The 25,102-nt window shown below is 62.1% G+C and carries 26 protein-coding genes; 15 read left to right on the top strand and 11 right to left on the bottom strand.

Annotated features, from left to right (window positions below; translation table 11 throughout):
* The first annotated feature begins 372 nt into the window (after nucleotides 1–372).
* Nucleotides 373–1,332, top strand: coding sequence for a hydrogen peroxide-inducible genes activator (locus tag QM672_RS23525; RefSeq protein WP_311944034.1), 960 nt, complete (start codon nucleotides 373–375; stop codon nucleotides 1,330–1,332).
* 42 nt (nucleotides 1,333–1,374) lie between these two features.
* Here the strand turns inward: QM672_RS23525 and QM672_RS23520 are convergent, their stop codons facing one another.
* Both QM672_RS23520 and QM672_RS23515 read right to left on the bottom strand, forming a co-directional pair.
* Nucleotides 1,375–2,541: an aminotransferase class V-fold PLP-dependent enzyme gene (locus QM672_RS23520; protein WP_311944033.1), complete on the bottom strand. Its 1,167-nt coding sequence runs from the start codon at nucleotides 2,539–2,541 to the stop codon at nucleotides 1,375–1,377.
* Between the two features lie 300 nt (nucleotides 2,542–2,841).
* Nucleotides 2,842–3,216, bottom strand: a complete 375-nt coding sequence (locus tag QM672_RS23515; RefSeq protein ID WP_367625991.1) for a hypothetical protein — start codon at nucleotides 3,214–3,216, stop codon at nucleotides 2,842–2,844.
* Between QM672_RS23515 and QM672_RS23510 the strand changes: the two genes are divergently transcribed.
* Nucleotides 3,197–3,475, top strand: a complete 279-nt coding sequence (locus QM672_RS23510) for a hypothetical protein (RefSeq protein WP_367625992.1) — start codon at nucleotides 3,197–3,199, stop codon at nucleotides 3,473–3,475. The genes QM672_RS23515 and QM672_RS23510 overlap by 20 nt on opposite strands.
* Nucleotides 3,476–3,547: 72 nt before the next feature.
* Nucleotides 3,548–3,997: a PaaI family thioesterase gene (locus QM672_RS23505; protein WP_415085495.1), complete on the top strand. Its 450-nt coding sequence runs from the start codon at nucleotides 3,548–3,550 to the stop codon at nucleotides 3,995–3,997.
* Nucleotides 3,998–4,107: 110 nt separating this feature from the next.
* Here the strand turns inward: QM672_RS23505 and QM672_RS23500 are convergent, their stop codons facing one another.
* The 4 genes from QM672_RS23500 to QM672_RS23485 all read right to left on the bottom strand — a co-directional run bounded on the left by QM672_RS23500 (nucleotide 4,108) and on the right by QM672_RS23485 (nucleotide 7,478).
* Nucleotides 4,108–4,506: a PAS domain S-box protein gene (locus QM672_RS23500; protein WP_311944028.1), complete on the bottom strand. Its 399-nt coding sequence runs from the start codon at nucleotides 4,504–4,506 to the stop codon at nucleotides 4,108–4,110.
* A gap of 101 nt (nucleotides 4,507–4,607) precedes the next feature.
* Nucleotides 4,608–5,411 (bottom strand): CDP-diacylglycerol diphosphatase, encoded by an 804-nt coding sequence (locus tag QM672_RS23495; RefSeq protein ID WP_311944026.1) that lies wholly within the window; start codon nucleotides 5,409–5,411, stop codon nucleotides 4,608–4,610.
* A gap of 112 nt (nucleotides 5,412–5,523) precedes the next feature.
* On the bottom strand, nucleotides 5,524–6,516 hold the full coding sequence (locus tag QM672_RS23490) for an alpha/beta hydrolase (RefSeq protein WP_311944024.1): 993 nt from the start codon (nucleotides 6,514–6,516) through the stop codon (nucleotides 5,524–5,526).
* A 14-nt stretch (nucleotides 6,517–6,530) separates the two neighbouring features.
* Nucleotides 6,531–7,478, bottom strand: a complete 948-nt coding sequence (locus QM672_RS23485) for an MBL fold metallo-hydrolase (RefSeq protein WP_311944022.1) — start codon at nucleotides 7,476–7,478, stop codon at nucleotides 6,531–6,533.
* Nucleotides 7,479–7,568: 90 nt separating this feature from the next.
* On the opposite strand from QM672_RS23485, the gene QM672_RS23480 reads away from it, so the two are divergent.
* The 6 genes from QM672_RS23480 (at nucleotide 7,569) to QM672_RS23455 (ending at nucleotide 14,951) form a co-directional block, all read left to right on the top strand.
* Entirely contained in the window at nucleotides 7,569–8,585 is a 1,017-nt protein-coding gene (locus QM672_RS23480) for a LysR substrate-binding domain-containing protein (protein WP_311944021.1), read from the top strand.
* Complete coding sequence (locus tag QM672_RS23475) at nucleotides 8,582–9,211, top strand: SCO family protein (RefSeq protein ID WP_311944020.1); 630 nt, start codon at nucleotides 8,582–8,584, stop codon at nucleotides 9,209–9,211. Before QM672_RS23480 ends, QM672_RS23475 begins: the two co-directional genes overlap by 4 nt.
* 20 nt (nucleotides 9,212–9,231) lie before the next feature.
* On the top strand, nucleotides 9,232–9,681 hold the full coding sequence (locus tag QM672_RS23470; RefSeq protein WP_311944019.1) for a DUF411 domain-containing protein: 450 nt from the start codon (nucleotides 9,232–9,234) through the stop codon (nucleotides 9,679–9,681).
* Between the two features lie 420 nt (nucleotides 9,682–10,101).
* A complete protein-coding gene (locus tag QM672_RS23465; protein ID WP_311944017.1) occupies nucleotides 10,102–12,048 on the top strand; it encodes a PrkA family serine protein kinase in 1,947 nt (648 codons plus the stop codon).
* Nucleotides 12,049–12,069: 21 nt separating this feature from the next.
* Nucleotides 12,070–13,377 (top strand): YeaH/YhbH family protein, encoded by a 1,308-nt coding sequence (locus QM672_RS23460; protein WP_311944016.1) that lies wholly within the window; start codon nucleotides 12,070–12,072, stop codon nucleotides 13,375–13,377.
* A gap of 11 nt (nucleotides 13,378–13,388) precedes the next feature.
* The gene (locus tag QM672_RS23455) at nucleotides 13,389–14,951 is read left to right on the top strand and encodes a SpoVR family protein (protein ID WP_367626002.1); all 1,563 of its coding nucleotides are present in this window, start codon (nucleotides 13,389–13,391) and stop codon (nucleotides 14,949–14,951) included.
* 32 nt (nucleotides 14,952–14,983) lie between these two features.
* On the opposite strand, the gene QM672_RS23450 is transcribed toward QM672_RS23455, so the two are convergent.
* The 3 genes from QM672_RS23450 to QM672_RS23440 are packed head-to-tail and all read right to left on the bottom strand — an operon-like array spanning nucleotide 14,984 to nucleotide 16,835.
* Nucleotides 14,984–15,400 carry a hypothetical protein gene (locus tag QM672_RS23450; RefSeq protein ID WP_311944013.1) on the bottom strand — a complete coding sequence of 139 codons (417 nt, stop codon included), beginning with the start codon at nucleotides 15,398–15,400 and terminating at the stop codon, nucleotides 14,984–14,986.
* Nucleotides 15,387–15,881, bottom strand: coding sequence for a homoprotocatechuate degradation operon regulator HpaR (hpaR, locus tag QM672_RS23445; RefSeq protein ID WP_311944012.1), 495 nt, complete (start codon nucleotides 15,879–15,881; stop codon nucleotides 15,387–15,389). Before hpaR ends, QM672_RS23450 begins: the two co-directional genes overlap by 14 nt.
* Nucleotides 15,882–15,941: 60 nt before the next feature.
* Nucleotides 15,942–16,835, bottom strand: coding sequence for a helix-turn-helix domain-containing protein (locus tag QM672_RS23440; protein ID WP_415085489.1), 894 nt, complete (start codon nucleotides 16,833–16,835; stop codon nucleotides 15,942–15,944).
* Between the two features lie 102 nt (nucleotides 16,836–16,937).
* Between QM672_RS23440 and QM672_RS23435 the strand changes: the two genes are divergently transcribed.
* The 4 genes from QM672_RS23435 (at nucleotide 16,938) to QM672_RS23420 (ending at nucleotide 20,852) form a co-directional block, all read left to right on the top strand.
* Nucleotides 16,938–18,503: a 4-hydroxyphenylacetate 3-hydroxylase N-terminal domain-containing protein gene (locus QM672_RS23435; RefSeq protein ID WP_415085487.1), complete on the top strand. Its 1,566-nt coding sequence runs from the start codon at nucleotides 16,938–16,940 to the stop codon at nucleotides 18,501–18,503.
* A gap of 10 nt (nucleotides 18,504–18,513) precedes the next feature.
* Nucleotides 18,514–19,026 (top strand): flavin reductase, encoded by a 513-nt coding sequence (locus QM672_RS23430; protein WP_311944008.1) that lies wholly within the window; start codon nucleotides 18,514–18,516, stop codon nucleotides 19,024–19,026.
* A 512-nt stretch (nucleotides 19,027–19,538) separates the two neighbouring features.
* Entirely contained in the window at nucleotides 19,539–19,763 is a 225-nt protein-coding gene (locus QM672_RS23425) for a hypothetical protein (RefSeq protein WP_311944006.1), read from the top strand.
* Nucleotides 19,764–19,841: 78 nt separating this feature from the next.
* Nucleotides 19,842–20,852 carry an OmpA family protein gene (locus QM672_RS23420; protein ID WP_311944005.1) on the top strand — a complete coding sequence of 337 codons (1,011 nt, stop codon included), beginning with the start codon at nucleotides 19,842–19,844 and terminating at the stop codon, nucleotides 20,850–20,852.
* A gap of 65 nt (nucleotides 20,853–20,917) precedes the next feature.
* Here QM672_RS23420 and QM672_RS23415 read toward each other — a convergent pair whose 3' ends face one another.
* Nucleotides 20,918–21,919 carry an adenylate/guanylate cyclase domain-containing protein gene (locus QM672_RS23415; protein ID WP_415085484.1) on the bottom strand — a complete coding sequence of 334 codons (1,002 nt, stop codon included), beginning with the start codon at nucleotides 21,917–21,919 and terminating at the stop codon, nucleotides 20,918–20,920.
* Nucleotides 21,920–22,048: 129 nt separating this feature from the next.
* Between QM672_RS23415 and QM672_RS23410 the strand changes: the two genes are divergently transcribed.
* Together QM672_RS23410 and QM672_RS23405 are read left to right on the top strand one after the other, a co-directional pair.
* Nucleotides 22,049–22,945, top strand: coding sequence for a DUF930 domain-containing protein (locus QM672_RS23410; RefSeq protein WP_415085482.1), 897 nt, complete (start codon nucleotides 22,049–22,051; stop codon nucleotides 22,943–22,945).
* Nucleotides 22,946–23,194: 249 nt separating this feature from the next.
* Complete coding sequence (locus QM672_RS23405; protein ID WP_367626010.1) at nucleotides 23,195–23,905, top strand: L,D-transpeptidase; 711 nt, start codon at nucleotides 23,195–23,197, stop codon at nucleotides 23,903–23,905.
* A gap of 171 nt (nucleotides 23,906–24,076) precedes the next feature.
* On the opposite strand, the gene QM672_RS23400 is transcribed toward QM672_RS23405, so the two are convergent.
* Nucleotides 24,077–25,015: a hypothetical protein gene (locus tag QM672_RS23400; protein ID WP_415085480.1), complete on the bottom strand. Its 939-nt coding sequence runs from the start codon at nucleotides 25,013–25,015 to the stop codon at nucleotides 24,077–24,079.
* Nucleotides 25,016–25,102 lie beyond the last annotated feature (87 nt).

Genomic DNA, 25,102 nt, shown 5'->3' with positions numbered 1-25,102 from the left:
CGCTACCGGGCACTTGCCGGTGTTCGGCGTATCGCTTCCGTCCATCATTGCCTCCAATGGTTCTTGTGATGAAATTTGCCTGGCCGGGCACTATCGCGTCTGAGAACAACACGCGCGTGTCACGGCCACCGGGACGAATGGCACACGGGGCGCGGCATGGTTTCATGCCAGCCGCTTACCGCAATGGAACACCTTGCAAACGACATTAATCGCGGCCACCCGGATTCTGTGCGCCCTCAAGGCGGCATTGGCGGGGTCACATGTGGGATTCGAGTCGCCTTCGACTCGCATCACCATCCCCGTTTAGAGCTTTACTAGAGTCCGGCCATCAGTTTAAGTCAGCTTTTCCGATTGTCGCGATAAGGCTAGGTTATGAAAAATCTGACGTTGCGGCAGCTGCGCTATGTCGAGGCTCTGGTGCGGCACAGCCATTTCGGCCGGGCGGCAGATGCGTGCGCGATTTCCCAGCCGGCCCTGTCGATGCAGATCAAGGAGCTGGAGGAAGGCTTGGGCCTGGCGCTGTTCGAAAGAGGTGCGCGCCAGATCAGGCTCACGAGTTTCGGCACCGAGTTCGCCACGCGGGCCCGCGACATTCTGCGCGCCGTCGAGGCGCTGGGAGACCTGGCCCAGGCCTGGCAGGACCAGTTGGTCGGGCCGCTGCGCATCGGGGTCATCCCGACCGTCGCCCCCTATCTGCTGCCGACCCTCGTCTCCAATCTCGCCCGCTCGCATGAAGGCCTGGATATCCATGTGCGCGAAACCGTGACCCCCAGGCTGATCCAGGAACTCATCGACGGGCGTCTCGATACGGCCATCGTCGCCCTGCCGGTATCGGAACCTTCCTTCAACGAGGTCGCGCTGTTCACCGAAAGCTTCGTGCTGGTGCGCCCGAGCGAGGACGAGGGAAAGCCCGTGCCGGACCGGGAGATGCTCAGCGAAATGCGGCTGCTCCTGCTGGAGGAGGGTCATTGCTTCCGCGATCAGGCCCTGGCCTTCTGCAATGCCCCGTCCCTGCGGACACGCGAATTGCTGGACGGCAGTTCCCTCTCGACGCTCGTCCAGATGGTCGGCGCAGGCATCGGGGTCACTCTGATCCCTGAAATGGCCGTGCCGATGGAAACGCGCTCGGCACAGGTCTCCATCACCCGCTTTGCAAACCCCCAGCCCTCGCGCACCATCGGCATGATCTGGCGCAAGACAAGTCCCCTGGTCAAACAACTGCTCGAGATCTCGAAAGTGGTGCGGGATGCGGCCGATCTCTTGAAACTGCGCCACGACCAGAACACGTCTGATCTGCAGCGCCGGCCCGCCGCTCTTCACCAGCCTTCGTGATCCCTTCGGGGGACAGGGCCGGCAATACGCTCCGCTTCGCAGCTACCTGATGTTGGCGGTACCCACGACCTCTCCCAGAGCCCGTTCGAGACTGCCCACGGTGCGGTCGATATCGGCGAGCTTGTCGAGGCCGAAAAGGCCGATACGGAAGGTCTGGAAGTCGGCAGGCTCGTCGCACATGAGCGGAACGCCCGCAGCCGCCTGCACGCCGACGGCAACGAACTTGGCGCCGGACTTGATGCCGGGATCGTCTGTATAGCAGACGACCACGCCGGGGGCTCCGAAGCCCGGCGCGGCAACGCTGGCAAAACCCCGCTGGGCGAAGAGCTGGCGCACGCGAGCCCCGAGCTCGAGCTGTGCCGCCTTCACCTTCTCGAAGCCCCTCGCCTCGGTTTCCAGCACGGCGTCGCGGAACCCGCGCAGGGCATCGGTCGGCAAGGTGGCATGATAGGCATGGCCGCCCTTCTCATAGGCCTCCATGATCTCGAGCCACTTCTTCAGGTCGCAGGCAAAGGAGGAGCTGGTCGTGGCCTTCACCTCGGCTTTCGCGGCTTCGCTCAGCATGACGATGCCGCTGCAGGGCGAAGCGCTCCATCCCTTCTGCGGCGCCGAGATCAGCACGTCGACGCCGACTTCCTTCATGTCGACCCAGACGCAGCCCGAAGCGATGCAGTCGAGGACGAAGAGCGCGCCGACCTTGTGCGCCGCATCGGCGATTGCCTTCATGTATCCGTCCGGCAGCATGATGCCGGAGGCGGTCTCCACATGCGGCGCGAAGACGACATTCGGGCGCTCCGCTTCGATGGTGGCCACGGCCTCCTCGATCGGCACGGGCTGGAAGGGCAGCTGGCGCACGCCCGATTCCGATTGCGTCTGGCGCGCCTTCAGCACGATGCTCTCGGCGGGAATGGCGCCCATCTCGAATATCTGCGTCCAGCGATAGGAGAACCAGCCATTGCGGATGACCAGCACCTTCTTGCCCTGGGCGAGCTGACGCGCCACCGCCTCCATCGCATAGGTGCCGCCGCCGGGCACCAGGGCCACGCCGCCGGCCTCTTCCGCCTTGTAGACGCGGCGCAAGGTTTGCGAGATGTCCCGCATGACGCCCTGGAAGACCTGCGACATGTGGTTGAGCGCGCGATCGGTAAAGACCACCGAATATTCGAGGAGACCTTCGGGGTCCACATTCGGCAACAAGGCAGTCATCATCTCTTCCCTTCTGGCGCGACTCGCATTCGAAAGCCGAGACACTACAGCAATTGAACCCGCCGCCAAGCGTGCTCGAACTGGCGGCTCGCGGGCTTTCACCAAGCACGGCGCGTCTCTTCCGGCATCGACCTCACGCCCGACTCTTCAGTCTCCATGGAACAAGGACAGAGCCGGCCTTGGCGCCATACAGCGCTCTCTTCGACTTGTTGGATAGGGATCAGATCAGGTTCGGCTTCTGACTGCCTGACAAGCAGGCCAGGCCTGGCGAGAGGCCTGGCCATATCTGTCCGGTCGCGCAAACTACGCCGACATGTCGCGATTGCGGTCCTGCCAGAGTTCCAGGATCGCCAGGATCGCCACCAGCGCGCCAAGCACGATGTGCCAGTTGCGCAGCGGTGGATCATAGGCGAACACGAATGGCTGGATTGCCAGCCACAGGCCGCAGGCGAGCGCCAGGATTTCCTCCCAACGTCGCAGGAATACCACCTCCAGGCTGGCCAGCACCACGACGGCCGCGCCGACCAGGGCCGTGACCAGCATCACGGTCGGCGTTTCGGTGGTGCCGAGCCATAGCGGAGAGATGATGATTGCGGCGCCGAGGATCATCGAGGCGATGTCCTCCCAGCGTCGGTGCTGCAAGAGCCCCAAGGGCCCCATGACTTTGAACGTTGCCATAACGCGCCTCCTCTCAGGCTACGATGAGCTTGGCTCAAACGCCCTTGAGGACCACCGTGCGTTGCTTGAGAACATCCTCAGCCGGGCGTTCTTCGCACTGTCTGCATTATCTCAAGAAAACCTAGTGATTACAATGCGTCTTATCATGCTGAGCAGTTCATTCGACGTAGAGCGCAAGACGTTTGCCGATCGGGACTTGCGATCGGCCGGAGCCAGTCTTCATCGCATGATTTCCATCGGGGCATCGCTGGCTTATTAGCCAGTGTGCCGAAGTGTCGGCGTCTTGCGTCACGGATGACGCTGCATTGATTATCTTCCAAATGGAGGTCCTGTGACGGAACCGGACATTGCGCGGGTCGAGGCCCGCATTCGGGCCAGCTTTGCAAAGCAGGGCCTCATGCGCACGCTTGGGGCAAGGCTCGCCGCTGTGTTGCCGGGCCAAGTCGAGATATCTCTCGTGCCGAGAAACGAAGTGTCGCAACAGCACGGCTTCGTCCATGCCGGAGCCGTGAGCGCCATTGCCGACAGCGCGGCGGGATATGCCGCTCTCAGCCTGATGCCGCCCGAAAGGGGTGTCCTCACGGCGGAATTCAAGATCAATCTCCTGGCCCCGGCAGCGGGCGAGCATATCATGGCGCGCGGCAAGGTGATCAAGGCCGGGCGCACACTGACGCTCGCCCAGGCCGAGGTCTTTGCCGAGCGCGACGGCAAGGAGCGGCTGATCGCCCTGTTGACCGCGACGCTCATGGCCATCGAAGGCAAGGATGGCATTGTCGATTGAACGCACTCCCTAGAGCAAAACGCGTTCAAGCGTGAACGCTTGCTTACTCTAACTCTTTGGTTCGGCGCGTCTTTGCGATTCTTGCCGATTCCGTCAAATCGCAAAACGCCTTAGCGGATCGCGCCAGCCCGTTCCCGCTCGACCTTCTCGGTGACGTCACGCGCCACGGCGACGGAACCGAGGATGCCCTGGTCGGTCTCGACCAGGGCAAAACTCATTTCGACATAGAGCTTGCGCCCCGTCTTGTGCAGCGCCCTCGTCAGGGTCGGCTTGCCATTCAACTTCAATCGTCCGGTCTCGATCGCCGCATCGAACCCCGACCAATGCGCGTTCCGGAGATGCGGCGGAATGATGAGATCGAGCGATTGGCCGATCGCTTCATCCCGCTCGAAGCCGAACAGCAGGCTCGCTCCCCTGTTCCACAGCGCAATCTTGCCGTCGACAGTCGCAAAGATCAGCGCTTCCGCCATCTGCTCCACGATTGCCCTCGCGATCGTCTCATCGATCATGGCGCCCTCCCCGTGCAGCCGCATTGCTCGGCCTCATCGCGAGACCGCGCTGCTGCGTGGCCGTCAGCGTAGCAGCCTCCAGGCTCCGGTCCCAGCCAGTCTTATTGCGACTGCCTGGCCAATTGGCAGGTCGGATCGATCAGGTCCTCGCCATGAGCCGGTGAGCCATCCTCCCGGCGTCGGCTGAGGATATAGAAGCCCTTGCTCTCGTCCCCGAAGACCGCGCCGACCACGACGACGGTCTGAAGACCCATCGCGGCCCTGGCTCCGGGAATGTCGTCGGCGATCTTTCGGAACGGGTCGAAGCCGGAGAGGCTGTCCTGCCTCAGCTTTAATGCGAGATAGGGACGATCGGAGGTCGGCAGCCCGAGGGGCGACCAGCCTTCTGAAAGCTTCGCTTCGCTGTTTTTCAGCGCATTGCGAATGTCCGGCCTGACGCAGCCGACATGGATATGAAGCTGGTTCTGGGATCGGTCCTTTGCTGAGTTCACGGCCAGCGCAACCATGTTCCAATCCAGGTTGCGCTTGAGGATCGCGCCGAGATGGAAGCGCGCGGCCCAGGCATGCTCGAAATAGTTCTCCGCATCCGGCGCCAGCAGGGCCTCGTCCTCGATGCCGGTTATGCGTTTCGTCGGGATGAGCAGGTAATTATAGGGTTTTGTCGGGGCATTGTCCTTGAGGATGGCAAACCCGTGATCGACACCCTTGCCGAGGTCGACCTCGATGCAATGCCGGCGCTCGGCCTGCTGCTGTTGTTCCGGCACGCATTGCCCGTCGACGATCTTCCACAGGGCATCGGGATCGAGAAAGCGTGCGAGGAAGAAAAACAAGGCGAGCCCGGCGAGTACGGCGGCGATGGCGAGAGCCATCACGGTTCTGCGCCAGCCGATCGCGCGCATCCTCATGCCTTCTTCTCCTTGGGCCATCGATTCCGAGAGCTCGCCTCACACCCCGGAACCGTCAAGGCTCGGCATGCGCGAACGCCCGCCCGCTATCGAGCCAAGTAATCGCTCCGCATTAATCGCCCTGCATGAAACCTTCATTAAGGAAGCCGATCACCGCATCGAAAGCCTGCGCCCGGTTCTTTTCCATGAGCACCATGTGCGTTGCCTGCCCGATCTCGACGAACCGCTTGTAAGGCGCCCTGGTGAGGCGGGCGAACAGGTCATGCGCCATGTCGAACCGGACGTCGACATCCCATTCCGCACCGATCACCAGCACCGGACAGCGTATGCCGGCCGGATCATAGAGCGGCCTGCCAGAGGTCCAATGCTCGCGCACATCCTGCACGGCACCGGAAGGGGCCCTGATCGTGCCCGGCACGGGCGAATCCGCATCGGTCGTCAGGGTCGCCTTCTCCCAGGCCTCGAACCAGCCCTTGGGAATCAGGGTCGCCCTCGCCTCTTCGGGCGCCGGCGCTTGCCACCCTGCCTCGAAGGCCCGCGGGCTCACCAGGCGGTAGGCTCCCAGCGGCCCGCCCGCATCGATGCGCAACGGCCTTTCCGAGAGCCAGAGGGGCGTCACCAGCACCAATTTCTCGACAGGCGCTTCGGGCCGGCTGGCAAGGATGCCGGCAATTGTCGCGCCCCAGGACATGCCGAGCACACCGAGCCGAGCGATGCCACGCTCGCGGCGGATGAAGTCGACCGCCGCGGCAAGATCCCGCGCCGCGGTAAGGGCCGGCGTCAGCGGAACACCGCCTTCGGGCGGCTCCTCCATCTCGATCATGCGCGTGGAGCCGCCATAGCCCCGCGCATCCACAGCCCAGACATCGTAGCCCGCACGCGCCAGCACATCCATGAACGAGCCCTCGCCGACTGGCACGTCGAACAGACTCGCCGAGGAGAAGGTTGCGCCATGCATCATCACCAGGGTCCTCTCGGGACAGAAGGCATTCATGCCGTCCGGCCGTTTGTTGAGGAGCTGCAGCTGGACGCCCGGCGTGTCACTCGCGATCAGCTGGGTCCGGGCAATGATGCGCGGCATCGACAGGGTGTCGGCTAAAGTCATGACGGGCTCCTTGTTCAGACGAATTGCCAGCTGAAGGTCTTGCCGTCGCGACGGACGCGGCCGGCGGAGGTCTCGGCGAAATGCGTGGTCAGCACCAGGGCACCGGTCTCGGCCGCATGGTTCAGTGCCCAAAGGCGCGACGCGGCGGCTGCCGGCGGGAACTCGCAATAGGCCGAGTTCCAGTCCGGCCTGGCAATCTGGAGGGGATGATGCAGCACATCGCCCCAGAACAGGGCGTATTCGCCTTCCGAACGAAAACCGATCGAGGTGTGATCGATGCTGTGGCCGGGACTGGGAAAGAAGAAGAAGCCTTCCTCCGCTTCCGAGCCGTCCACCGTGATTTCCCGGGTCAGTCCCGCCTCGATGATGGGATTCATGCTGTCTTCGAACACGCCAGGCAGCGGCAGGCGAGCCATGGCGCCCAGGTCCGCTTCGGCCCGGATCGCGGCGTCCGAGCCTGTCGCTGCCGCGAGCGCCGCATTATAGGCGCGCTCGCGGGCGGAAAAGACATGGCGGGCATTCGGAAAGGTTGGAACCCAGCGTCCTTCTACCCTGCGCGTATTCCATCCGACGTGATCAGCGTGAATATGGGTCAGCAGGACCAGGTCGACGTCATCAGGCCTGGCGCCCGCCGCCTTCAGCCGCTCTAGGAACGGCTCGTCGAGGTGATGCAGCACCGCCAGGCCGGGACGCTCCTTGTCGTTGCCGGAAGCCGTGTCGACGAGAATGACCCGATCCGGTGTCGTCACCAGCCAGGCGTGAACGCTCTGGCGCAACAGCCCCGTCTGTTCGTCGACCGATCCTCGTCCCAGTTTTCGTGCTTCCTCGGCTGCCGCGCCGGGATCACAATCGGGAAAGAGGAGAGCGGCATCGACCCCGTCGAGTGCCAATTCCGGAATCTTGGTGATGGTGGCTGCGCCGACCCGATAGGATCCGAGGGCTTGTTCCGTGTCCTGTTTCATATCCTGCTCCACATCTGCCGGCTCGAAGAACGGCATTGTCTGGTGCAGGATTTAGCGTTATCGAGATCATATTAGAAATCGATACGGCTCATGTCGCACATCAACCATTTCGATCTTCGTTCCTTCGATCTCAACCTCCTGGTGGCTTTCGACGCCTTGATGCAGGAGCGCAGCGTCACGCGTGCAGCGACCCGCCTCAAGGTTGGGCAGCCGGCGATGAGCCACAGCCTGTCGACCCTGCGCGTGCTGTTGCTGGACGAACTCTTCGTCCGCGTCGGCACCGTCATGCAGCCCACCGCCCATGCGCTTGCCCTGGCCGAGCCGGTTCGCCTGGCCCTGGCACAGATTCAAGCCGCACTCCACGCGCCCTCCACCTTCGACCCGGCGACGGAGGAACGTACATTCCGCCTCGGCTTCTCCAGCGAGGTGGAGCTGTTGCTGATACCCGGGCTCACGGCCCGCCTGCGCAGAGCCGCCCCCGGCGTGAGGCTGCTCAGCCGACAGGCGGGAAGCGACGAGGTTCATCGCCTGCTGGATGAAGGCACTCTGGATCTCGCCGTCGGCTGCTTCCAGGCCGTTGCCCAGCGCCACAAGGCGCAATTCCTGTTCGAGCAGGCCTTGAGCTGCGTCTTCAATCCTGGCCGGCTTGATATTGCCATGCCGATCGGCCTGGCCGACTATCTGGCGCTGCCACATGCGCTGGTCACACTGACCGACAGCCTGCAAGGTTGCCTTGAAGCCGCCCTCGATGCCATCGACGCCAAGCTCAACGTGGTGTCGGCATCGTCCGAATTTCTGAGTGTGCTGGCGACGGTGGCCGCCTCCCCGACGATCACGACGATACCGACGCGCATGGCACAGCTTTACGGGCCGCGCTTCGGCCTGGCGGCGGGGCCGGCTCCCCTCGACCTCGCGCTGCCGGCCGTCTCGATGGTCTGGTCGGCCCGTCTCGACCAGGATCCGGCTTCGTCCTGGTTCAGGACCGAAGTTGCCGATACGCTCCTTGCCTTCGAGGAAGCGGCCGAGAATCCACCAAAACAAACGAGGCGAACGGAATTGACATTGGAATTGGCAGGGCAAGGCCTGCGCAAGGAGCGGGCACGATGATAGGTCTGAAAATCGTCCGCATCGCCGCTTGGTGTGCCATCGCGGTCGCCGCGCTCCTGCTCGCGGCGAACGCCCTGTTGCCGGAGACATGGAAAGGCGCCGCCGGGCCGGCGACCGACAAACCCGTCATCGACATGGCCAGGGTCGGTGGTCCCTTCCGGCTGACCTCCCACAAGGGAGAGACGATCGACAATGCACGTCTTGCCGGCAAGCCCTATCTCGCCTTTTTCGGCTTCACCCATTGTCCAGACGTCTGTCCGACCACCCTGTCCGATCTCACCGATCTGATGAGCACCCTCGGCCCTGCCGCCAATGCTTTCAACGTCCTCTTCATCACTGTCGATCCCGAACGGGACAGCCAGGACCTGTTGGCGCAATACATGAGCTCGTTCGATGCGCGCATCCTCGCCTTGCGCGGCAGCAGGGCGGAAACCGACGCCATGGTGAAGGCCTTCGCCGCCTATGCCCGCAAGGTGCCGATGGAAGGCGGCGAGTACACCATGGATCATACCGCCGGCGTCTATGTGATGGATGCCGATGGCAAGTTTGCCAGTATGCTCGACATGCATGAGCCGCGTGAGACCAAGCTTCAGAAATTACATCGAATTATCGATACAAAGGCCTGAAGATGAAAATAAACTCAGTCGTGAAAGTCCTTCGCGGCCTTTCGGTTGCGACGCTGGTTTCCCTGCCCTGCCTTGCCCATGCGGCCGGCCCCGTCATCGAGATCCTCACCAATGAGGGGTGCAGTTGCTGCGTCGGCTGGGCCCGTCATCTGCAGGAGCGGGGCTATGCAACCGACGTCCGGCAACTCCCGTCGGACGAATTGCAGCGGCGCAAGCTGCAATTGGGTGTGGAGCAGAGCCTCGCCTCCTGCCATACCGGCCTGATCGGCGGCTACGTCATCGAAGGCCATGTTCCGGCCCGCGAGATCGCGCGCCTGCTCGCCGAACGTCCCGACGCGGTCGGGTTGGCGGTACCCGGCATGCCCATCGGTTCGCCCGGCATGGGTGAAGGCAGAGCCGATGCCGAGCCCTATGACGTCCTCTTGCTGCGTAAGGACGGCACCACCCAGGTCTTCGCTCGCTATCGCTGATCGTCCCTTCGAGAAAACACACATCAGGCGGCCTCGACGCCGGTCGCGTCGCTTTGCCGCGGCTTGCCAGCCATGGCCATGCCCGCCTCCGCATCACGTGCCCTTCCGGGCTGCCGGCAGTGTATTTTGGCTGTGAACGGTGCGCACATGCACGGACGAATCAACGATGATGCGTTAGATTGGTCCTTGTTGATCAGCCGATTCATACTTGCGGTGAGGGCCACAAGCGTGAGGTGGCTGAGCGACGAACATTAATTTTTCGATCGCACTCTAGATAAAAATACTTATCGGCACCAGACTACCATAATCTGCCGCAATCTTAGCGGATGTTCTTTGTGAGTCACTCGGAACTCTACGGGTTTCCTGCAGTTGAGTGAGCAAGGGCGCAGTCAACCCGATCAGCCACCATGGGAGGCTGCCATGACTGAGAGAAGCGACGTTTTCGACCTGTTTGCGGAACATTATACCAGCGCGGCGCAGGAGGAGATGAGCCTCCAGCAATATTTGCTCGCATGCCGCGAGGACCAGTCGATGTACGCCTCCGCGGCCGAGCGGATGATTGACGCAATCGGCGAGCCGAGACTGGTCGATACCAGCAAGGACGAGCGCCTCGGGCGGATTTTCGCCAACCGCACGGTCAAGACCTATCCTGCCTTCGCCGATTTTTATGGCATGGAGGATACGATCGAGCGGCTCGTCGGCTATTTCCGCTATGCCTCCCAGGGCCTGGAAGAGCGCAAGCAGATCCTCTACCTCCTCGGTCCCGTCGGCGGTGGCAAGTCTTCCCTAGCGGAACGGCTGAAGAAGTTGATGGAAGAGCGCCCCATCTACACGCTCAAAGTGGGCGGTAAGATAAGCCCGGTTTTTGAGTCGCCGCTCGGCCTGTTCAATCCGGATCGGATGGGCGAGCTCCTGGAAGACAAATACGGCATCGCGCGGCGGCGCCTGAATGGCCTGATCTCCCCATGGGCGGCCAAGCGTCTCGATGAATTGTCCGGCGACATCTCCAAATTCAGTGTCGTCAAGCTGGTGCCCTCGCGGCTGCGCCAGATCGGCATCGCCAAGACCGAGCCTGGCGACGAAAACAACCAGGACGTTTCAGCCCTGGTCGGCAAGGTCGATATCCGCCAACTCGAACATTTCAGCCAGTCGGACCCGGACGCCTATTCCTACAGCGGCGGGCTCAACCGCACGACCCAGGGGCTGCTCGAATTCGTCGAGATGTTCAAGGCACCGATCAAGGTTTTGCATCCCCTGCTGACCGCCACCCAGGAAGGCAGCTATAATGGCACCGAAAATTTCGGCGCCTTCCCCTATCAGGGCATCGTCGTGGCCCATTCCAACGAGTCGGAGTGGCTGCAATTCAAGAGCAACAAGAACAACGAAGCCTTCCTCGACCGCATCCTGGTGGTCAAGGTGCCCTATTGCCTGCGCGTCACCGAGGAAAGGCAGATCTACGAAAAACTGCTGCGCGAAAGCGAACTGGCCAGCAGCCCCTGCGCGCCGGAGGTGCTCGATATCCTCAGCCGCTTCTCGGTGTCGACCCGGCTGGCCGAGTTCGACAATTCGCCGCTCTACACCAAGATGCGCATCTATGACGGCGAAAATCTCAAGGAGCTGGATCCCAAGGCGAAGGCTGTCCAGGAATATCGCGATGCCGCCGGCGTCGATGAGGGCATGACCGGCGTCAGCACGCGCTTTGCCTTCAAGATCCTGTCGCAGACCTTCAACTACGATACCCAGGAACTGGCCGCCGATCCCGTGCACCTGATGTACATCCTGGAGGAGGCGATCAAGCGCGAGCAGTTCGCGAAGGAAACGGAAACCACCTATCTCGACTTCATCAAATCGGAGCTAGCCAGCCGCTACGCCGAGTTCATCGGGCACGAGATCCAGAAGGCCTATCTGGAATCCTACTCGGAATATGGTCAGAACCTGTTCGACCGCTACATCGCCTATGCCGATGCCTGGGTGGAGGATCAGGATTACAAAGATCCCGATACCGGCCAGGTCCTCAACCGCGAGGTGCTCGACAAGGAGCTATCCCAGATCGAAAAACCGGCCGGCATCGCCAATCCCAAGGATTTTCGCAACGAGGTGGTTAAATTCACCCTGCGCGCCAGGGCCAGGAACAACGGCCGCAACCCGGCCTGGACCAGCTATGAGAAATTGCGGGAAGTCATCGAGAAGCGGATGTTCGGGCAGGTTGAGGATCTCCTGCCGGTGATCAGCTTCGGCTCCAAGCAGGACAGCGTGACCGAGAAGCGGCATACGGAGTTCGTGCAGCGCATGGAGGCGCGCGGCTACACCAAGCGGCAGGTGCGTCGGCTGGTGGATTGGTATATGCGTGTAAACAAGGCGGGTTGATCCCGGCCGGGTGGTGTTCCCATGCCAATCTTTATCGATCGCCGCCTCAACCCCAAGGACAAGAGCCTTGGCAATCGTCAGCGCTTCCTGCGTCGGGCACGCGCCGAGCTGAAGCAGAGCATCCGCGACCAGATCAAGACGGGCAAGATCGCGGATGTGGATGCCAAGCATTCCGTCTCGATGCCGGTGCACGGCACGAGCGAACCGACTTTCCGCGAAGCCAGGGACAGCGGCGGTCGCCATCACGTCCTGCCCGGCAACAAGCAGTTTGCGCCGGGCGACAGGGTCTCCAAGCCCAATCAGGGAGCAGGGTCAGGCTCGGCTCCGGGCTTGGCCGACTCGGAAGACGATTTCCGCTTCGTGCTGACCCGCGAGGAGGTACTCGACCTCTTCTTCGAGGATCTCGAGCTGCCCGATATGGTCAAGCTCAACCTCAAGGAGATCCTGATCGTCAAGCCGCGGCGGGCGGGTTTTTCGGTGAGCGGCTCGCCGACCAATATCAATGTCGGGCGCACCATGCGCAACAGCCATGGCCGCCGCATTGCCCTCAAGCGCCCGAAACAGGAGGACCTGGACGCGATCCTCCAGGAACTGCAGGAGCTCGATACCGGAACAGCGGGAGCCGCAGCCCACCAGCGCATCGCCGAGCTGCACGCGGAGCTCGACCGGCTGGAGCGCCGGCGCCGGGTGATCTCCTATATCGATCCGGTCGACATCCGCTTCAACCGCTTCGACGCGCAGCCGCTGCCGAACGCCAATGCGGTGATGTTCTGTCTCATGGACGTGTCCGGTTCGATGGGGGAACGGGAAAAGGACCTGGCCAAGCGCTTCTTCGTCCTGCTACACCTGTTTCTGAAAAGGCGCTACGAGCGCACCGACATCGTCTTCATTCGCCATACCCATGAGGCGCAGGAAGTCGACGAGGAGACCTTCTTCTACTCGACGCAGAGCGGCGGCACCGTGGTCTCGACCGCCCTAGAGGAGATGCAGCGCATCATCAAGGAGCGCTATCCTTCCAATGAATGGAACATCTACGCCGCCCAGGCTTCGGACGGCGACAACATCGCCACCGATTCCGGGCGTTGCATCGCGCTGCTCGATGGCGAGATCATGCGCCTGTGCCAGTATTTCGCCTATGTCGAGATCATCGACGAGCGCGAGAGTCATATCTTCGGCGGCACCGAGAACGGAACCTCGCTCTGGCAGGCCTATGCGGCCGTTACCGAGCGTTGGCCGAACTTCCAGATGAGCCGCATCGCCAAGGCTTCGGACATCTATCCGGTTTTTCGCCAGCTCTTCACCAGGCAGCCCGCCTCGCAGGGCGGGTGAAAGGAGCGCCGATGCCCAAGCCGACGCCCAAGCATGCGCCCAACGCCGACTTGCTGTTCTCAGGCTCGGACTGGAACTTCAAGACGTTGTCGCGGGCCTATGATGCCATCGAGGCGCTGGCGGTCGAGGAGCTCAATCTCGACACCTATCCCGTGCAGATGGAGATCATCTCCTCCGAACAGATGCTCGACGCCTACTCGTCCGTCGGCATGCCGCTGATGTATCGACATTGGTCGTTCGGCAAGCATTTCCTCCATCAGGAGCTGATGTACCGCAAGGGTGGACGCGGGCTCGCCTATGAAATCGTCATCAACTCCAACCCCTGCGTCGTCTATCTGATGGAAGAAAACACCATGGCCCTGCAGGCCCTGGTGACGGCCCATGCGGCGCTCGGCCATAATCACTTCTTCAAGAACAATTATCTGTTTCAGCAATGGACGGATGCGGGCGCGATCCTGGGCTATCTCGATTTCGCCAAGGGCTTCATCACCCGCTGCGAGGAACGGCATGGCGTCGCTGCAGTGGAGGCCATACTCGATGCCGCCCATGCACTGATGGAACAGGGCGTGTTCCGCTATCGCCGCCCGCCCAAACTATCCTCGGAAAAGCAGCGCGAGGGGGTGCGCGAGCGGCTGGAATATGAAGAGCGCACCTATAATGATCTCTGGCGCACGCTGCCGCCCTCCAAAGGCGGCGACAGGCCCGACGATGCCAAGGACGGCACGCCCGAGCGGAAGAAAGCACTCAATCTTCCCGAGGAAAACCTGCTCTATTTCCTGGAGAAGAACAGCCTGATCCTCGAGCCATGGCAGCGGGAAATCCTCAGGATCGTGCGTGTCATCGCCCAATATTTCTATCCGCAGCGCCAGACCCAGGTGATGAACGAGGGCTGCGCCACCTTCGTGCATTATACGCTGATGAACGCGCTGTTCGACCGTGGCCGGATCAGCGAGGGCGCCATGCTCGAGATCCTGCGCAACCATTCCAACGTGGTGTTCCAGCCGGGCTATGACGATCCCCGCTTTTCCGGAATCAATCCCTATGCGCTCGGCCTCGACATGATGCAGGACATCCAGCGCATCTCGACCGAGCCGACGCCGGAGGATCGCGACTGGTTTCCGGAATTCGCGGGCAACGGCAATTGGCGCGAAGTCCTGCTCGACGCCTGGGCCAATTACCGCGACGAGTCCTTCATCCGCCAATATCTGAGCCCGACGCTGATCCGCAAATGGCGGATGTTCGTCCTGTCCGATGCCGCCAACGAATCCTTCTACAAGGTCGCCTCGATCCACAATGAGCGCGGCTACGAGAATATTCGCACCGCCCTCGCCCATAGCTACGATATCGGCGCCAACCGCTCGGACATCCAGGTCGTCGACGTGGATCTGCTGGGCGACCGGCATCTGCGCCTCCAGCACAAGGTCAATGACGGCATCGTGCTGGAGCCCAACAGCCGCGACGCGACGCTGCGCCATATCCGCAGCCTCTGGGGCTATGAGGTGAGCCTGGAAGGCATCGACGCCCGCACGGGAAACAGGATCTATGAATGTTCGACCCGCCAGGTAGGCGGGTGAACTGGTCGCGGCCTGACACGCGAGGCACGCCTTCAGGGCCTGCCCGGCTCCAGCGTGATGCGGGCCTGCCGCGCCGTGACGGCACCACCCACGCCATAGCTCGCGCTCCATTCGAAGCGTAGGCCCTCCTCCACCCGCGTGACATCCAGATCGAGGATGATGCCGGGCACCATGTCGAAATCTCTGCACTCGATGGTATTCACACCGTCCAGGGCAAAGGTGACGACGGCATGTCTGTCGGTGATCAGATGGCCTTGGTCATCGACCTTGTCCGTCAGGATCCAGGCATGGATGCGCATGAGCGCCTGCCCCTTGCCGAAGAAGGCGATCTCCAGCAAATAGCCATCGTGGAAGCTCGGTACCCGGCCGAACCAGGCGAGCAGCTCTTCCCCACCGGGCAACTCGTGCAGGACTGAAGCGGGTGCGGTCATCGGCTCACGCAAGATCATCGGGCGTTTCGGATTCGTTGCGAAACGTCGCGAGTTCTCCCAGAAGGTCGACCAGCTGATCGATGCGCTCACGGCCGAAACGCTCTTCCAGCACGGCATAGATCTTGCGGCTGTCGGGCAGGACTTCGTGGATGACGTCTTCGCCGGCGGGCGCGAGCTTCAGGAGCACGCGGCGCCCGTCGCCCTTGTCCTTGTGCTTGGAGATGAAGCCGCGCTCCTCCAGCGAACGGATCATGCGGGTCAGGCTGGGCGCCAGGATGAAGGCACGATCGGCGACCTCGGAGGCATCGAGCGTGCCAGCCTCGTTCAGGACACGCAGCACGCGCCATTGCTGTTCCGTCACACCGTGATTGGCGAGCATGGGGCGAAAATGGCTCATGACGGCCTCGCGCGCCCGCAGGAGCGCGATCGGCAGGGAACGCCGCGTTTCCTTCAACCTTGCTTCCTCGATCACCGGCAGCGCTTCCTTCACTTCATCCATGCATCGTCCCCCGATAGCGGCTCAGGGAATTGAGCACTACTCGCATACATCGACGTTTGATCAAACCGTCGGCGATGGTTCTTTCGCCGCCCCCAGATGGGAAGATTGCACCTGCCCGGCGCGCCATTGGCCCGGCGGCTCGCCGACATGCTTGCGGAAGAAGCGCGAGAAATAGGCTGGATCACGAAAGCCGATCTCATAGGCGACGTCTTCGACCGAGCGAATGGTGAAGACCAGGAGGCGCTTGGCCTCGATCAGGCGCCGCCTGTCGATGAAGGCCTTGACGGACAGGCCATGGGAGGTGCCGCAAGCCCTGGCGAGCAGATGCGGCGTGGTGCCGAGCGCCGCGACATAGCGCTCGACCGGCCAGGCATCCCGGAAATGCCGGTCCACCAGGCGCCGGAAGGCGAAAGCAAGGTCATGGCCCTCGCGTTCGCCGGTACGGCCGGTCCGGCCGAGCAGGGCGATGTCGTTCATCGCCACGGCCAGCAAGGCTGCCAGGGGTGCCCCCTGCCCCAGCTGATACTCCTCGAGCAGCCGCTGCATGGTCGCGGCCAGAGAAGGCCAGAAACGGCTCTCGGCCTGTCCGCGCACCATGAGCGGCTCCTCGATCGGCAGGGCCGAAAGCGCAGCGATCGGCGGCAGCGCACTGTCGGCAATCGAGGCGACGACGGCATCGCTTTCATCCGGCGCGACAGTGAAACCATGCACCACGCCGCTGGGAATGAAGCTGACAGCTGGTGCGATAAAGTCCAGCCGCCGATCTTCGATGAAATATTCGCCCCGGCCCCTGCTCCAGAAGGTGATCTGAGCCATCCTGTCATGTTTATGAGCGGAAACCCGGCCTGAATGCAGTGATCTGCGCTCCATCACGGTTTCCACATGCAAAAACCCAAGATCGATCGGGCGATCGGGCTCGCCATAGACGAAGAAACTGGGAACCTGCTCAGCCATCAGCGCTGCCGAAAAAAGTACAAGCGATTTTGCCATTCTGTCCATGGCACACGCCGCCGGCAAGGCCTAGCCTCACCTCAACGAACATCAGGGAGGACGGCGATGCGATCAGAAGATTTTCGCGCCGATACAAAACGACCCTTCACGGGTGCCGAATATCTCGCTTCGCTGCGCGACGGGCGCGAGGTTTACATCAATGGCGAACGGGTAGCCGATGTCACCGCCCATCCGGCCATGCGCAATTCGGCGCGCTCGCTGGCCCGGCTCTACGACGCCCTGCATGACGAGAAGACCAAGCCGATCCTGACCGCGCCGACCGACACGGGCTCGGGCGGCTACACCCACAAATATTTCCGCGTCGCGCGCTCTTCGGCCGAATTGGTGGCGCAGAAGGACGCCATCACCCACTGGGCCCGCATGACCTATGGTTGGATGGGCCGCACCGCCGACTACAAGGCGGCGCTGATGAACACGCTCGGCGCCAATGCCGACTGGTACGGCCCCTTCAGGGACAATGCGCTGGCCTGGCACAAGCGCGCCCAGGAAGCCGTGCTGTTCATGAACCATGCCATCGTCAACCCGCCGATCGACCGCCACAAGCCGGCCGACGCGGTGAAGGACGTCTTCGTCCACATCACCAAGGAAACCGATGCGGGCATCTACGTCTCCGGCGCCAAGGTCGTCGCCACCTCTTCCGCCCTCACCCACTACAATTTCCTCGCCCAGAGCTCGGCCACCGTCACCGAGGACCCGTCCTTGTCCGTGATGTTCATCCTGGCGATGAACGCGCCAGGGGTGAAGATGTTCTGCCGGACCTCCTATGAGGAAACCGCCAACCGCACCGCCCAGCCCTTCGACTATCCGCTCTCCTCCCGCTTTGACGAGAACGACGCCATCCTGGTGCTCGACAATGTCTTCGTCCCCTGGGAGGACGTGCTGGTGCTGCGCGATGCCGGCAAGATCCTGTCCTTCCATCCCGCCTCCGGCTTCATGCATGGCTATTGCTTTCAGGGCTGCATCCGCTTCGGCGTGAAGCTCGATTTCCTCGCCGGCCTGCTCGCCAAGGCCCTGCGCGCCACCGGCGGCGATGCCTTCCGCGGCAACCAGGCCATGCTCGGCGAAGTCATCGCCATCCGCCACCAGTTCTGGTCCTTCGCCAATGCCATGGCCCACAACCCCATTCCTTGGGCTGATGGTGCCGTGCTGCCGAACCTGGAAGCGGCGCTCGCCTACCGCACCTTCATGTCGGAAGCCTATCCCAGGGTGATCGACATCGTCAGGCGCACCATCGCCTCCGGCCTGATCTATCTGCCCTCCTCGGCCCGGGATTTCGCCAACCCCGAGATCGACCGCTACCTCGCCCAATATGTGCGCGGCTCCAACGACATGGGCCATGTCGAGCGCATCAAGATCATGAAGCTCTTATGGGACGCGACGGGCACGGAATTCGCCGGCCGCCACGCTTTGTACGAGCTCAATTATGCCGGCGCACCCGAGGAAGTCCGCTTGCAGGTGCTCAAGGGCGCCGAGCGTGGCGGACGCCTTCGGGAGATGGAAGCCCTGGTCGACCAATGCATGGCCGATTACGACGAGAAGGGCTGGACCGGTGAGACTTGGCTGCCGCCGCTCGGCGAGGCCAGCCCGGCACGCGCCGCCGCGGCCGAGTGAGGCCGCCGCCATGCCCGATCCCGTCTCCCGGACCCACTTTCGCGACGCCATGGCGCGGGTCTGCGCCAGCGTCAACGTGGTCACCACCAATGGCAGCGCCGGGCGCGGCGGCTTCACCGCCACCGCCATGTGCTCGGTGACCGACGAGCCGCCGACCCTGCTGGTATGCATGAACAGCCGCTCGGCCCAGACCGGCGTCTTCATCGAGAACGCCCGGTTCTGCGTCAACGTGCTGACACCGGACCACCAGGACCTCGCCGGCTATTTCGCCGGCCAGCGCGCCGACATGGACGCCCGCTACGCCGCCGCCGACTGGATCGACCTCCCCTCCGGCAACCAGGCGCTGGCCGACGCCATCGTCTCCTTCGACTGCCACCTGATCGACCGGCATCTGGTGGGCAGCCACCACATCTTCATCGGCGAGGTCGTCGACATCCGCAGCCGCAAGGACGGCCACGCCCTGCTCTATTTCGACAGAGGCTACGCGCATGTGTTGGGACAGGCGGGGAGCTTTGGAGGCTAGAATATCGTCGACAAGAAATGTAATTACTTTCAATTTGGATTGAATTTCAAGAAAAAATCACGAATACTATATATCCAAACATCGAATCTTACTCTCATATTGACATGACAGTCTCGGCTTTTTGCGTCATAACCCGTCAAATTTGATAATTTCCTTTTGGAAATTTTGAAAATAAACATAAATTGTATTAATTGTTATTTTCTATAAGAATAATATATTTTCAGAAATTCTATTCTCTTTTTCAATGAGCACCCTAATCCGGCGATACTTATTGGGGGTCCCATCTTTGGGGGATATACTGATCAGCGCCTTGGCATAATATAGCGGGATCCGGCAATGAGCTGCCGGGCAAGGATCCCTGAGCCATCCGCCTTTGGCTGCATGCAAGAGCTGGCGGCGAATGACTTGAAACAAGGCACGGTGTCAGGTCGCGCGGACGTTGGCAACTTGCCGTTCGCGGCGAGCTGTTCTTCCGGGATGTGCGTGCGAGCGCAAAATATAGAGGCACAATCATGCCCGCGTTCTTCCAGGAGGTTTTTGCACGTGCCGGCGTCGACGACGACGCCAAGCCGCATCCTGATGCGATCGCGGCCCTGGGCAATTCGAGTTTCGTGCGACTGGTCGGTGGAAGCGGCATGCGCCTGGATACACCTCGAACACTGAGTGTGGAGGGCTTCGTGCAGGCACTGCACTCGCTGTCCGCCACCCGCGTTCTCGGTTTCTTCAACCCGCATTAGAACGATTGCTCCCGCGCGCTCGCCGAGCGACGGGCAAGGACCGATCGTTCTGCACAGCAACGCATTTGTGGAGCGAACATGACCGACCAATACATACCCGGCGTCTGGTCGAAGCGTTACGAACAACTGTCCACACCTCAGCGCGACTATGTGTCTGGAGAGGCCGATCGGCGGTTTCGAGCGCGCACCGGCATCTCGCGCAAGCTCGACCCGAAGGCGGACCACAATCTGGTCGTCCAATGGCTTCGCATCCGCGACGAGGTCCTGGCGCAGCTCGTGGGCAAGGGAACCGATCCGAACAAGACAGGCGACGGCCTGGCCCTCTGGCTGCCAGCGCCGATGAAGAACTTCGCGTTCTTCCTCCTCTATAATTACGACGTGGGCAGCGACGCGCCCAAGCCGCTGCACCTGAAGGCGATCGACGGCGTAATGCGCCTGTTCATCAAGGCGCATGCCGAGCTCAGGATCGGCGTCGAAGGCCATGCCAGCCGGACCGGCGGAGAGAGCTATGACAACAATGGCCTCTCCGAACGACGCGCGGCAAACATCGACAAATATTTGCGCAAGCTCGCCGGCTCATCGGCAAAATTCTTCACGTCCGGCGGCTCCGGAGCCAAGCAGCAGGTGTCCGCCAATCCGTTCTATCGCGATAGCTGGCCGCACCTGGAATCCCTCGACGAGGACGAACGCGACCGCTCGGTGGTCGTCACCTTCCAGTGGCAACCGCCCGGTGTCCTGGATGCACTCGATCAACCCAATATCGATTGGGACAAGGCGTTCGATCAGGCCGCACCCTACGCAGCCTTTGCCTATGTCAGCACCATGGGGCTCAAGATCGCCTCCGACAATCTGTCGCCCATTCAGCTGGGCGGCGTTCCGGTGCCTTGGAACCCCTATACAGGCTGGCCGACGAGCTGGACCACCGGCAATCCCGACGCCGATCAGGTGATGCAGGCGATGGGCAAGATGATGATCGACAACATCGAGGCAGCCGCCGCCAGGAAGGGCTACAAGATTACACGCGACGACATCATCGGGCACTATCAGGATTGGCTGAAAAACCCGAAGAATAAATGGGTCAATCCGTGAGGCGGCACCTATCCTTTTTGGGAGACCGGCGAACCGCCGGTCTTGCTGAACTGCGTGAGCAGCGGTCAGCCCGAGATGATTTCGTAGTATAGAATCTGGGCCTCACTGAGGGATGATCGCACACCGGGCGATATCAAGCCGGAGCCGAAGAGCAGAACGTCTTCGCGGCGCACGAATACTTCAAGATCCGTCCCCGTCGACATGAAGGTGCCCGACGAGCTTCGCTCGGCAAGCTTGGCCCTGCCGTTCGAAATGGTGAAGGTCGCGTGATGCCTGGAGACCCAGGGCCGCGGCACGACGATATCGCACTCCGGGGACCGGCCGATGGTCACGGATTCGTTGTTGCGGCAGGATCGCAGCTGATCGCCATATCGGATGACGAGGTTGAGGTGCCGTACCGGCCCGGCAAGCCTATCGAAAACCGTGCTCTGGCGGGCAAGCTGCGTGCTGAGCGCCACATCGTCCTCCCGCAGGGTATAGACATCGAAGGGCTCCTGCTTTCCCTTGAAGGCCATGCTGTCGAGGAGCCGCAAGGCATTGCGGCTTTCCGGAATAAGCGCTTCGAAGAAGCTCTGGCTGACCAGCACTTCCCCGGGGTTTGCCGTGGTGGACAATCGCGCGGTGACATTGACGACGTCGCCGAAGATGTCGCCCCGCATTCGAATGACCGCGCCGAAATGCAATCCGATCCTGGTCCTCAACGCCCCATTCGTCAGCTGGCTGCTGATCTGGCGGACAGCCTTCAGTGCCGCCTCCGGCCTTTTGAACAGGCTTAGGACGTCATCGCCCTTCGAGTGAATGAATTCGCCGCCATATCGGGCGGTGATCGCGCGTACCGCATCCAGGCAGTCCGAGATTTGCCGCAAGGCGCCGACATCGCCAACGCGCTCATAGAGCGGCGTGCTCCCCACGACATCGACCAAGAGGACTGCAGCTAGAATTCTCTCCTGATCCATCACGCGCATCCGCCCCGAGAACGCAGCACCACATAGTATACCAAAATCGACCCTGGTTTCATTCCTTGAAGTCCATGAGGTTGCTGTTGGCAAGTGGCGGAAGGACTTCATCGCACGATGAGCCGTTGCCGAGCTGCAGGTGTGGCGGTGGCGACTATCCGCCCTAGCTGCCGAAGGATATTTCGACCCGGCAGGCCCTCGTGCTTGATACTGCCGATATTTGGTTCCACATCTTCCGGGATGAGAAACGATCAGCAGGATCAGCGATGGTGGAAGTGGAGCCTGCTGGCCTCCCTTCTCCTCAATTTGCTGGTCGCCGCGCTCATCCTGCCGAGATCGCTGGTATCACCCCTGAAGGAAGAACAGACGATAACGGTCGACTTGGTACAATCGGTCGATCCGCCCCCGAAACCAAAGCCGAAAGCCGAAGCTCCGCCGCCGGCCAGCCCCGCACAGCCGCCGGCCGAAAGTGCGGCGAAACCACCGTCATCCAAGGCGACGGGCGATCGGCAGGCGACGCAGCCGGTCATGAAGCCGGTGTTTCTTTTTGGCGACAAGGATCGTGGGCCTCGAAGGGCTAGGGATGGCAACAGCTCCGCAAACGGTTCTGCCTCGCCTCCGGGCCGCCCCGATCCGGCGCAAACAAGTGAGCCGAAACCACTGCCCGTGATGACGGCTGCGGCCGATCCCGCTCCCCGGGATGTCGCGACAAAGACACCGGCCGCGCCAGCCAAAATCAACGCTCAAGCCCAAAATCAAGCTCAACCAAATTCCAAGCTTCCTGAAGCCAAGACCTTGTTTTCGCAGGAGACAACCAACGACATCAACGCAATGCTCGCGATGGGAAGCATGTCTCGCGGCGAGCGAGCGGGCCAGCTTTGCGTGACGGAACTCCACGAGCAATTGCTGCATGCTTCGCCCTCCTATGTCCCCGATATGCTGCCTCGCGAACTGCTCGAGCAAGGGAGCGTGCTCGAGGACTCCAAGGCGGCGTTCGCCGCCAATTCGCAATGGTACGATCTGAGCTATCGCTGCGAAGTCGATGCCAAGGCGACGAAGGTAATCGCCTTCGCCTTCCAGGTCGGCAATCCGGTCCCGCGCAGCGACTGGAAAAGTCGCGGGCTCCCTTCGCCATAGGCGAGGCATGAAGCGCGCGGCTTGGCCCCGGACGTCGCTGCCATGATCTGCAGAACTTTCTCGGAGTTCGGCGAAAGTCGATTGCGGGCCCGCGAGAGATCACCGATTTTGGTGCATGGCAACCGGCCGCGCGAAGGCCCGAGCTTGCCAATCGGACCATGTAAGGGCAATTTCAGCCCAGCGAGACATTCGGCGGCCCATGCCGCTGTCTTCTCTGGTCGGGCAATGGGACAAGGGAACGCGAAGATCATGATCATGGACGGTGGGATTGCCGATACCGGCGAGATGGACGAGGCCGCCAAGCCCGGGCTCGGATCGGGACTTCTCAGCCGCCGGTCGTTTCTGGTCGGCTCGGCTGCCGGTCTCGGCGCGCTGGGGCTGGCCGGCTGTGCGACGTCAGGCGGCCTGAGCCGGGCCGAGGCGGCGAGGCTCTATGCGGCAGTGCCCGAGGAGAAATTCCCGATCCCGGCGGTCGATGTCAGCAAGATCGACCCGAAATATTATCGCCGAAAAGTGCAGTACCCCAGCAAGGAAGCGGTCGGCACGATCATCGTCGATCCGAGCAAATATTATGTCTACCGCATCGAGGGAGAGGGGATCGCCACCCGCTACGGCGCCAATGTCGGCCGCCAGGGCTTCCTCTGGCATGGGGATGCCTATGTCGGGCGCAAGGCCGAATGGCCGGTGTGGACGCCGCCCAGGGAGATGATCGCGCGCCAGCCGGAGGCCGCTAAATATGCCGGCGGCATGCCGCCCGGCCTGAACAACCCGCTCGGCGCCCGCACGCTCTATCTCTATCAGAACGGCAAATACACGCTCTACACGCTCTACAGCACCATCATTCCCCAGTCGATCGGCTCCGGCGTTACGAGCGGCTGTACCGGCCTGCTCACCCAGGACATGCTCCACCTCTACGGCCAGACGCCGGTGGGGACGAAGGTGGTCGTGTTGCCGGCCTGAGGCGGGAAGCTGCTGCCTGCAGCAGAGTTCTGATATGCGCGAACCTTGTCATTGCCGGGCTTGACCCGGCAATCCAGCCCCTTGCCGGTGTTTGTGGATGGCCGGGTCAAACCCGGCATGACAAATCGCAGAACCTGCCGAAAACACGCCGGAGCGCCGGAAAACCAGGCGCTATGTCCAGGCGTTGAGGTCGCTGACGAGCTGCCTGTCCAGCTCCAGGCTTTCGAGGCCGCTGGAAAGCAGGATGCCGCCGCGGTTATGGTGGCCGCTGCCACCCAGATTGCGCTTGTGGTGCAGGAAGTGACCGACCTCGTGCGCCATCACGCCGATGAAGGCCTCGCCATAGTCGAACACTCCCGGATTGCCCCGGTCGACGACCACGCAGACCTGCTCGTCCGGCAGGAACTGCCCCGCCGCCTCGCTCGCCATGGCATCGTAATCGCCGACGAGAAAGCAGGTGAGATCGGCGCCATTCTGCTTAAGCGGCACGATGTCCTGGCGGAAGACATCCCGCATGATCTTCGGCCCCAGGGCCTTTTCCACCATGATCCAGTCGGCGCCGGCCGGGGTGAAGAAGATGTTGGTCTGGGCCCCGAAGATCCAGTTCAGCCGGGTGAGGAACCAGGGCGCGTCATCCGGCTTGAACTTCGTGGCGTTGACGACCTTGCCCGCCTGGTCGAAATGCCTGAGGAACTTGAAGGCGAGCGAGTAGCTCTTGCGTGGCATGATGGCGACGTCGAGCTTGATGACCGTGCTGCCGCGCGTGCCCGTCAGTGGGGGAATGCCGGTCCCCTTGGCCTGAACCTTGAGGGCGCGTGCCCCGGCCTGCGGCCGTATGGTGCCATAGAGCGCGGTGCGCAGGCGCAGCAACTGATCGTCGCGCTCCTGGCTCTGCAGCTTGCCGTAGCGGGTGTCGACATAATCCTGGGCAATGCGCTCGACCTGCTCGACGCTGATATCGTCGATCTGCAGCCGGGCCTTGTCGTAGGCCAGGTGAACGCCTTGGGCATCGCGCAGGCAAACCAGATTGAAGCCGCCCTCCGGGACCACCAGGAAGTTTTGGGCGGCAAACACACCGGAATATTGCAGGAACTGCACGAAACTCGCCATGACGTTCCCCAGCCTCGATCCGCGATGATGCCGCGCCCGGCATGACTATGAGCCATCATTGCTGTCGGGCCTGGTGAACAATATAAC

Origin of the sequence: Labrys sp. (in: a-proteobacteria) (genome assembly GCF_047605565.1) — a bacterium.
Taxonomy (GTDB): Bacteria; Pseudomonadota; Alphaproteobacteria; order Rhizobiales; family Labraceae; genus Labrys; species Labrys neptuniae.
The sequence above is the reverse complement of the archived record's forward strand: the minus strand, read 5'-3'. Positions and strand labels throughout refer to the sequence as shown.

Bases quoted from the DNA above. Each gene is read 5' to 3' on its own strand.
- QM672_RS23425 (WP_311944006.1), top strand. From the start codon at position 19,539: ATGCCCGCGTTCTTCCAGGAGGTTTTTGCACGTGCCGGCGTCGACGAC.
- QM672_RS23410 (WP_415085482.1), top strand. From the start codon at position 22,049: ATGAGAAACGATCAGCAGGATCAGCGATGGTGGAAGTGGAGCCTGCTG.
- QM672_RS23490 (WP_311944024.1), bottom strand. From the start codon at position 6,516: ATGACTTTAGCCGACACCCTGTCGATGCCGCGCATCATTGCCCGGACC.
- hpaR (WP_311944012.1), bottom strand. From the start codon at position 15,881: ATGGATGAAGTGAAGGAAGCGCTGCCGGTGATCGAGGAAGCAAGGTTG.
- QM672_RS23520 (WP_311944033.1), bottom strand. From the start codon at position 2,541: ATGATGACTGCCTTGTTGCCGAATGTGGACCCCGAAGGTCTCCTCGAA.
- QM672_RS23525 (WP_311944034.1), top strand. From the start codon at position 373: ATGAAAAATCTGACGTTGCGGCAGCTGCGCTATGTCGAGGCTCTGGTG.
- QM672_RS23440 (WP_415085489.1), bottom strand. From the start codon at position 16,835: ATGGCTGAGCAGGTTCCCAGTTTCTTCGTCTATGGCGAGCCCGATCGC.
- QM672_RS23500 (WP_311944028.1), bottom strand. From the start codon at position 4,506: ATGATCGATGAGACGATCGCGAGGGCAATCGTGGAGCAGATGGCGGAA.
- QM672_RS23465 (WP_311944017.1), top strand. From the start codon at position 10,102: ATGACTGAGAGAAGCGACGTTTTCGACCTGTTTGCGGAACATTATACC.
- QM672_RS23475 (WP_311944020.1), top strand. From the start codon at position 8,582: ATGATAGGTCTGAAAATCGTCCGCATCGCCGCTTGGTGTGCCATCGCG.
- QM672_RS23515 (WP_367625991.1), bottom strand. From the start codon at position 3,216: ATGGCAACGTTCAAAGTCATGGGGCCCTTGGGGCTCTTGCAGCACCGA.
- QM672_RS23435 (WP_415085487.1), top strand. From the start codon at position 16,938: ATGCGATCAGAAGATTTTCGCGCCGATACAAAACGACCCTTCACGGGT.
- QM672_RS23480 (WP_311944021.1), top strand. From the start codon at position 7,569: ATGTCGCACATCAACCATTTCGATCTTCGTTCCTTCGATCTCAACCTC.
- QM672_RS23485 (WP_311944022.1), bottom strand. From the start codon at position 7,478: ATGAAACAGGACACGGAACAAGCCCTCGGATCCTATCGGGTCGGCGCA.
- QM672_RS23495 (WP_311944026.1), bottom strand. From the start codon at position 5,411: ATGAGGATGCGCGCGATCGGCTGGCGCAGAACCGTGATGGCTCTCGCC.
- QM672_RS23455 (WP_367626002.1), top strand. From the start codon at position 13,389: ATGCCCAAGCCGACGCCCAAGCATGCGCCCAACGCCGACTTGCTGTTC.
- QM672_RS23420 (WP_311944005.1), top strand. From the start codon at position 19,842: ATGACCGACCAATACATACCCGGCGTCTGGTCGAAGCGTTACGAACAA.
- QM672_RS23400 (WP_415085480.1), bottom strand. From the start codon at position 25,015: ATGGCGAGTTTCGTGCAGTTCCTGCAATATTCCGGTGTGTTTGCCGCC.
- QM672_RS23450 (WP_311944013.1), bottom strand. From the start codon at position 15,400: ATGATCTTGCGTGAGCCGATGACCGCACCCGCTTCAGTCCTGCACGAG.
- QM672_RS23460 (WP_311944016.1), top strand. From the start codon at position 12,070: ATGCCAATCTTTATCGATCGCCGCCTCAACCCCAAGGACAAGAGCCTT.
- QM672_RS23415 (WP_415085484.1), bottom strand. From the start codon at position 21,919: ATGAAGTCCTTCCGCCACTTGCCAACAGCAACCTCATGGACTTCAAGG.
- QM672_RS23430 (WP_311944008.1), top strand. From the start codon at position 18,514: ATGCCCGATCCCGTCTCCCGGACCCACTTTCGCGACGCCATGGCGCGG.
- QM672_RS23405 (WP_367626010.1), top strand. From the start codon at position 23,195: ATGATCATGGACGGTGGGATTGCCGATACCGGCGAGATGGACGAGGCC.
- QM672_RS23510 (WP_367625992.1), top strand. From the start codon at position 3,197: ATGACTTTGAACGTTGCCATAACGCGCCTCCTCTCAGGCTACGATGAG.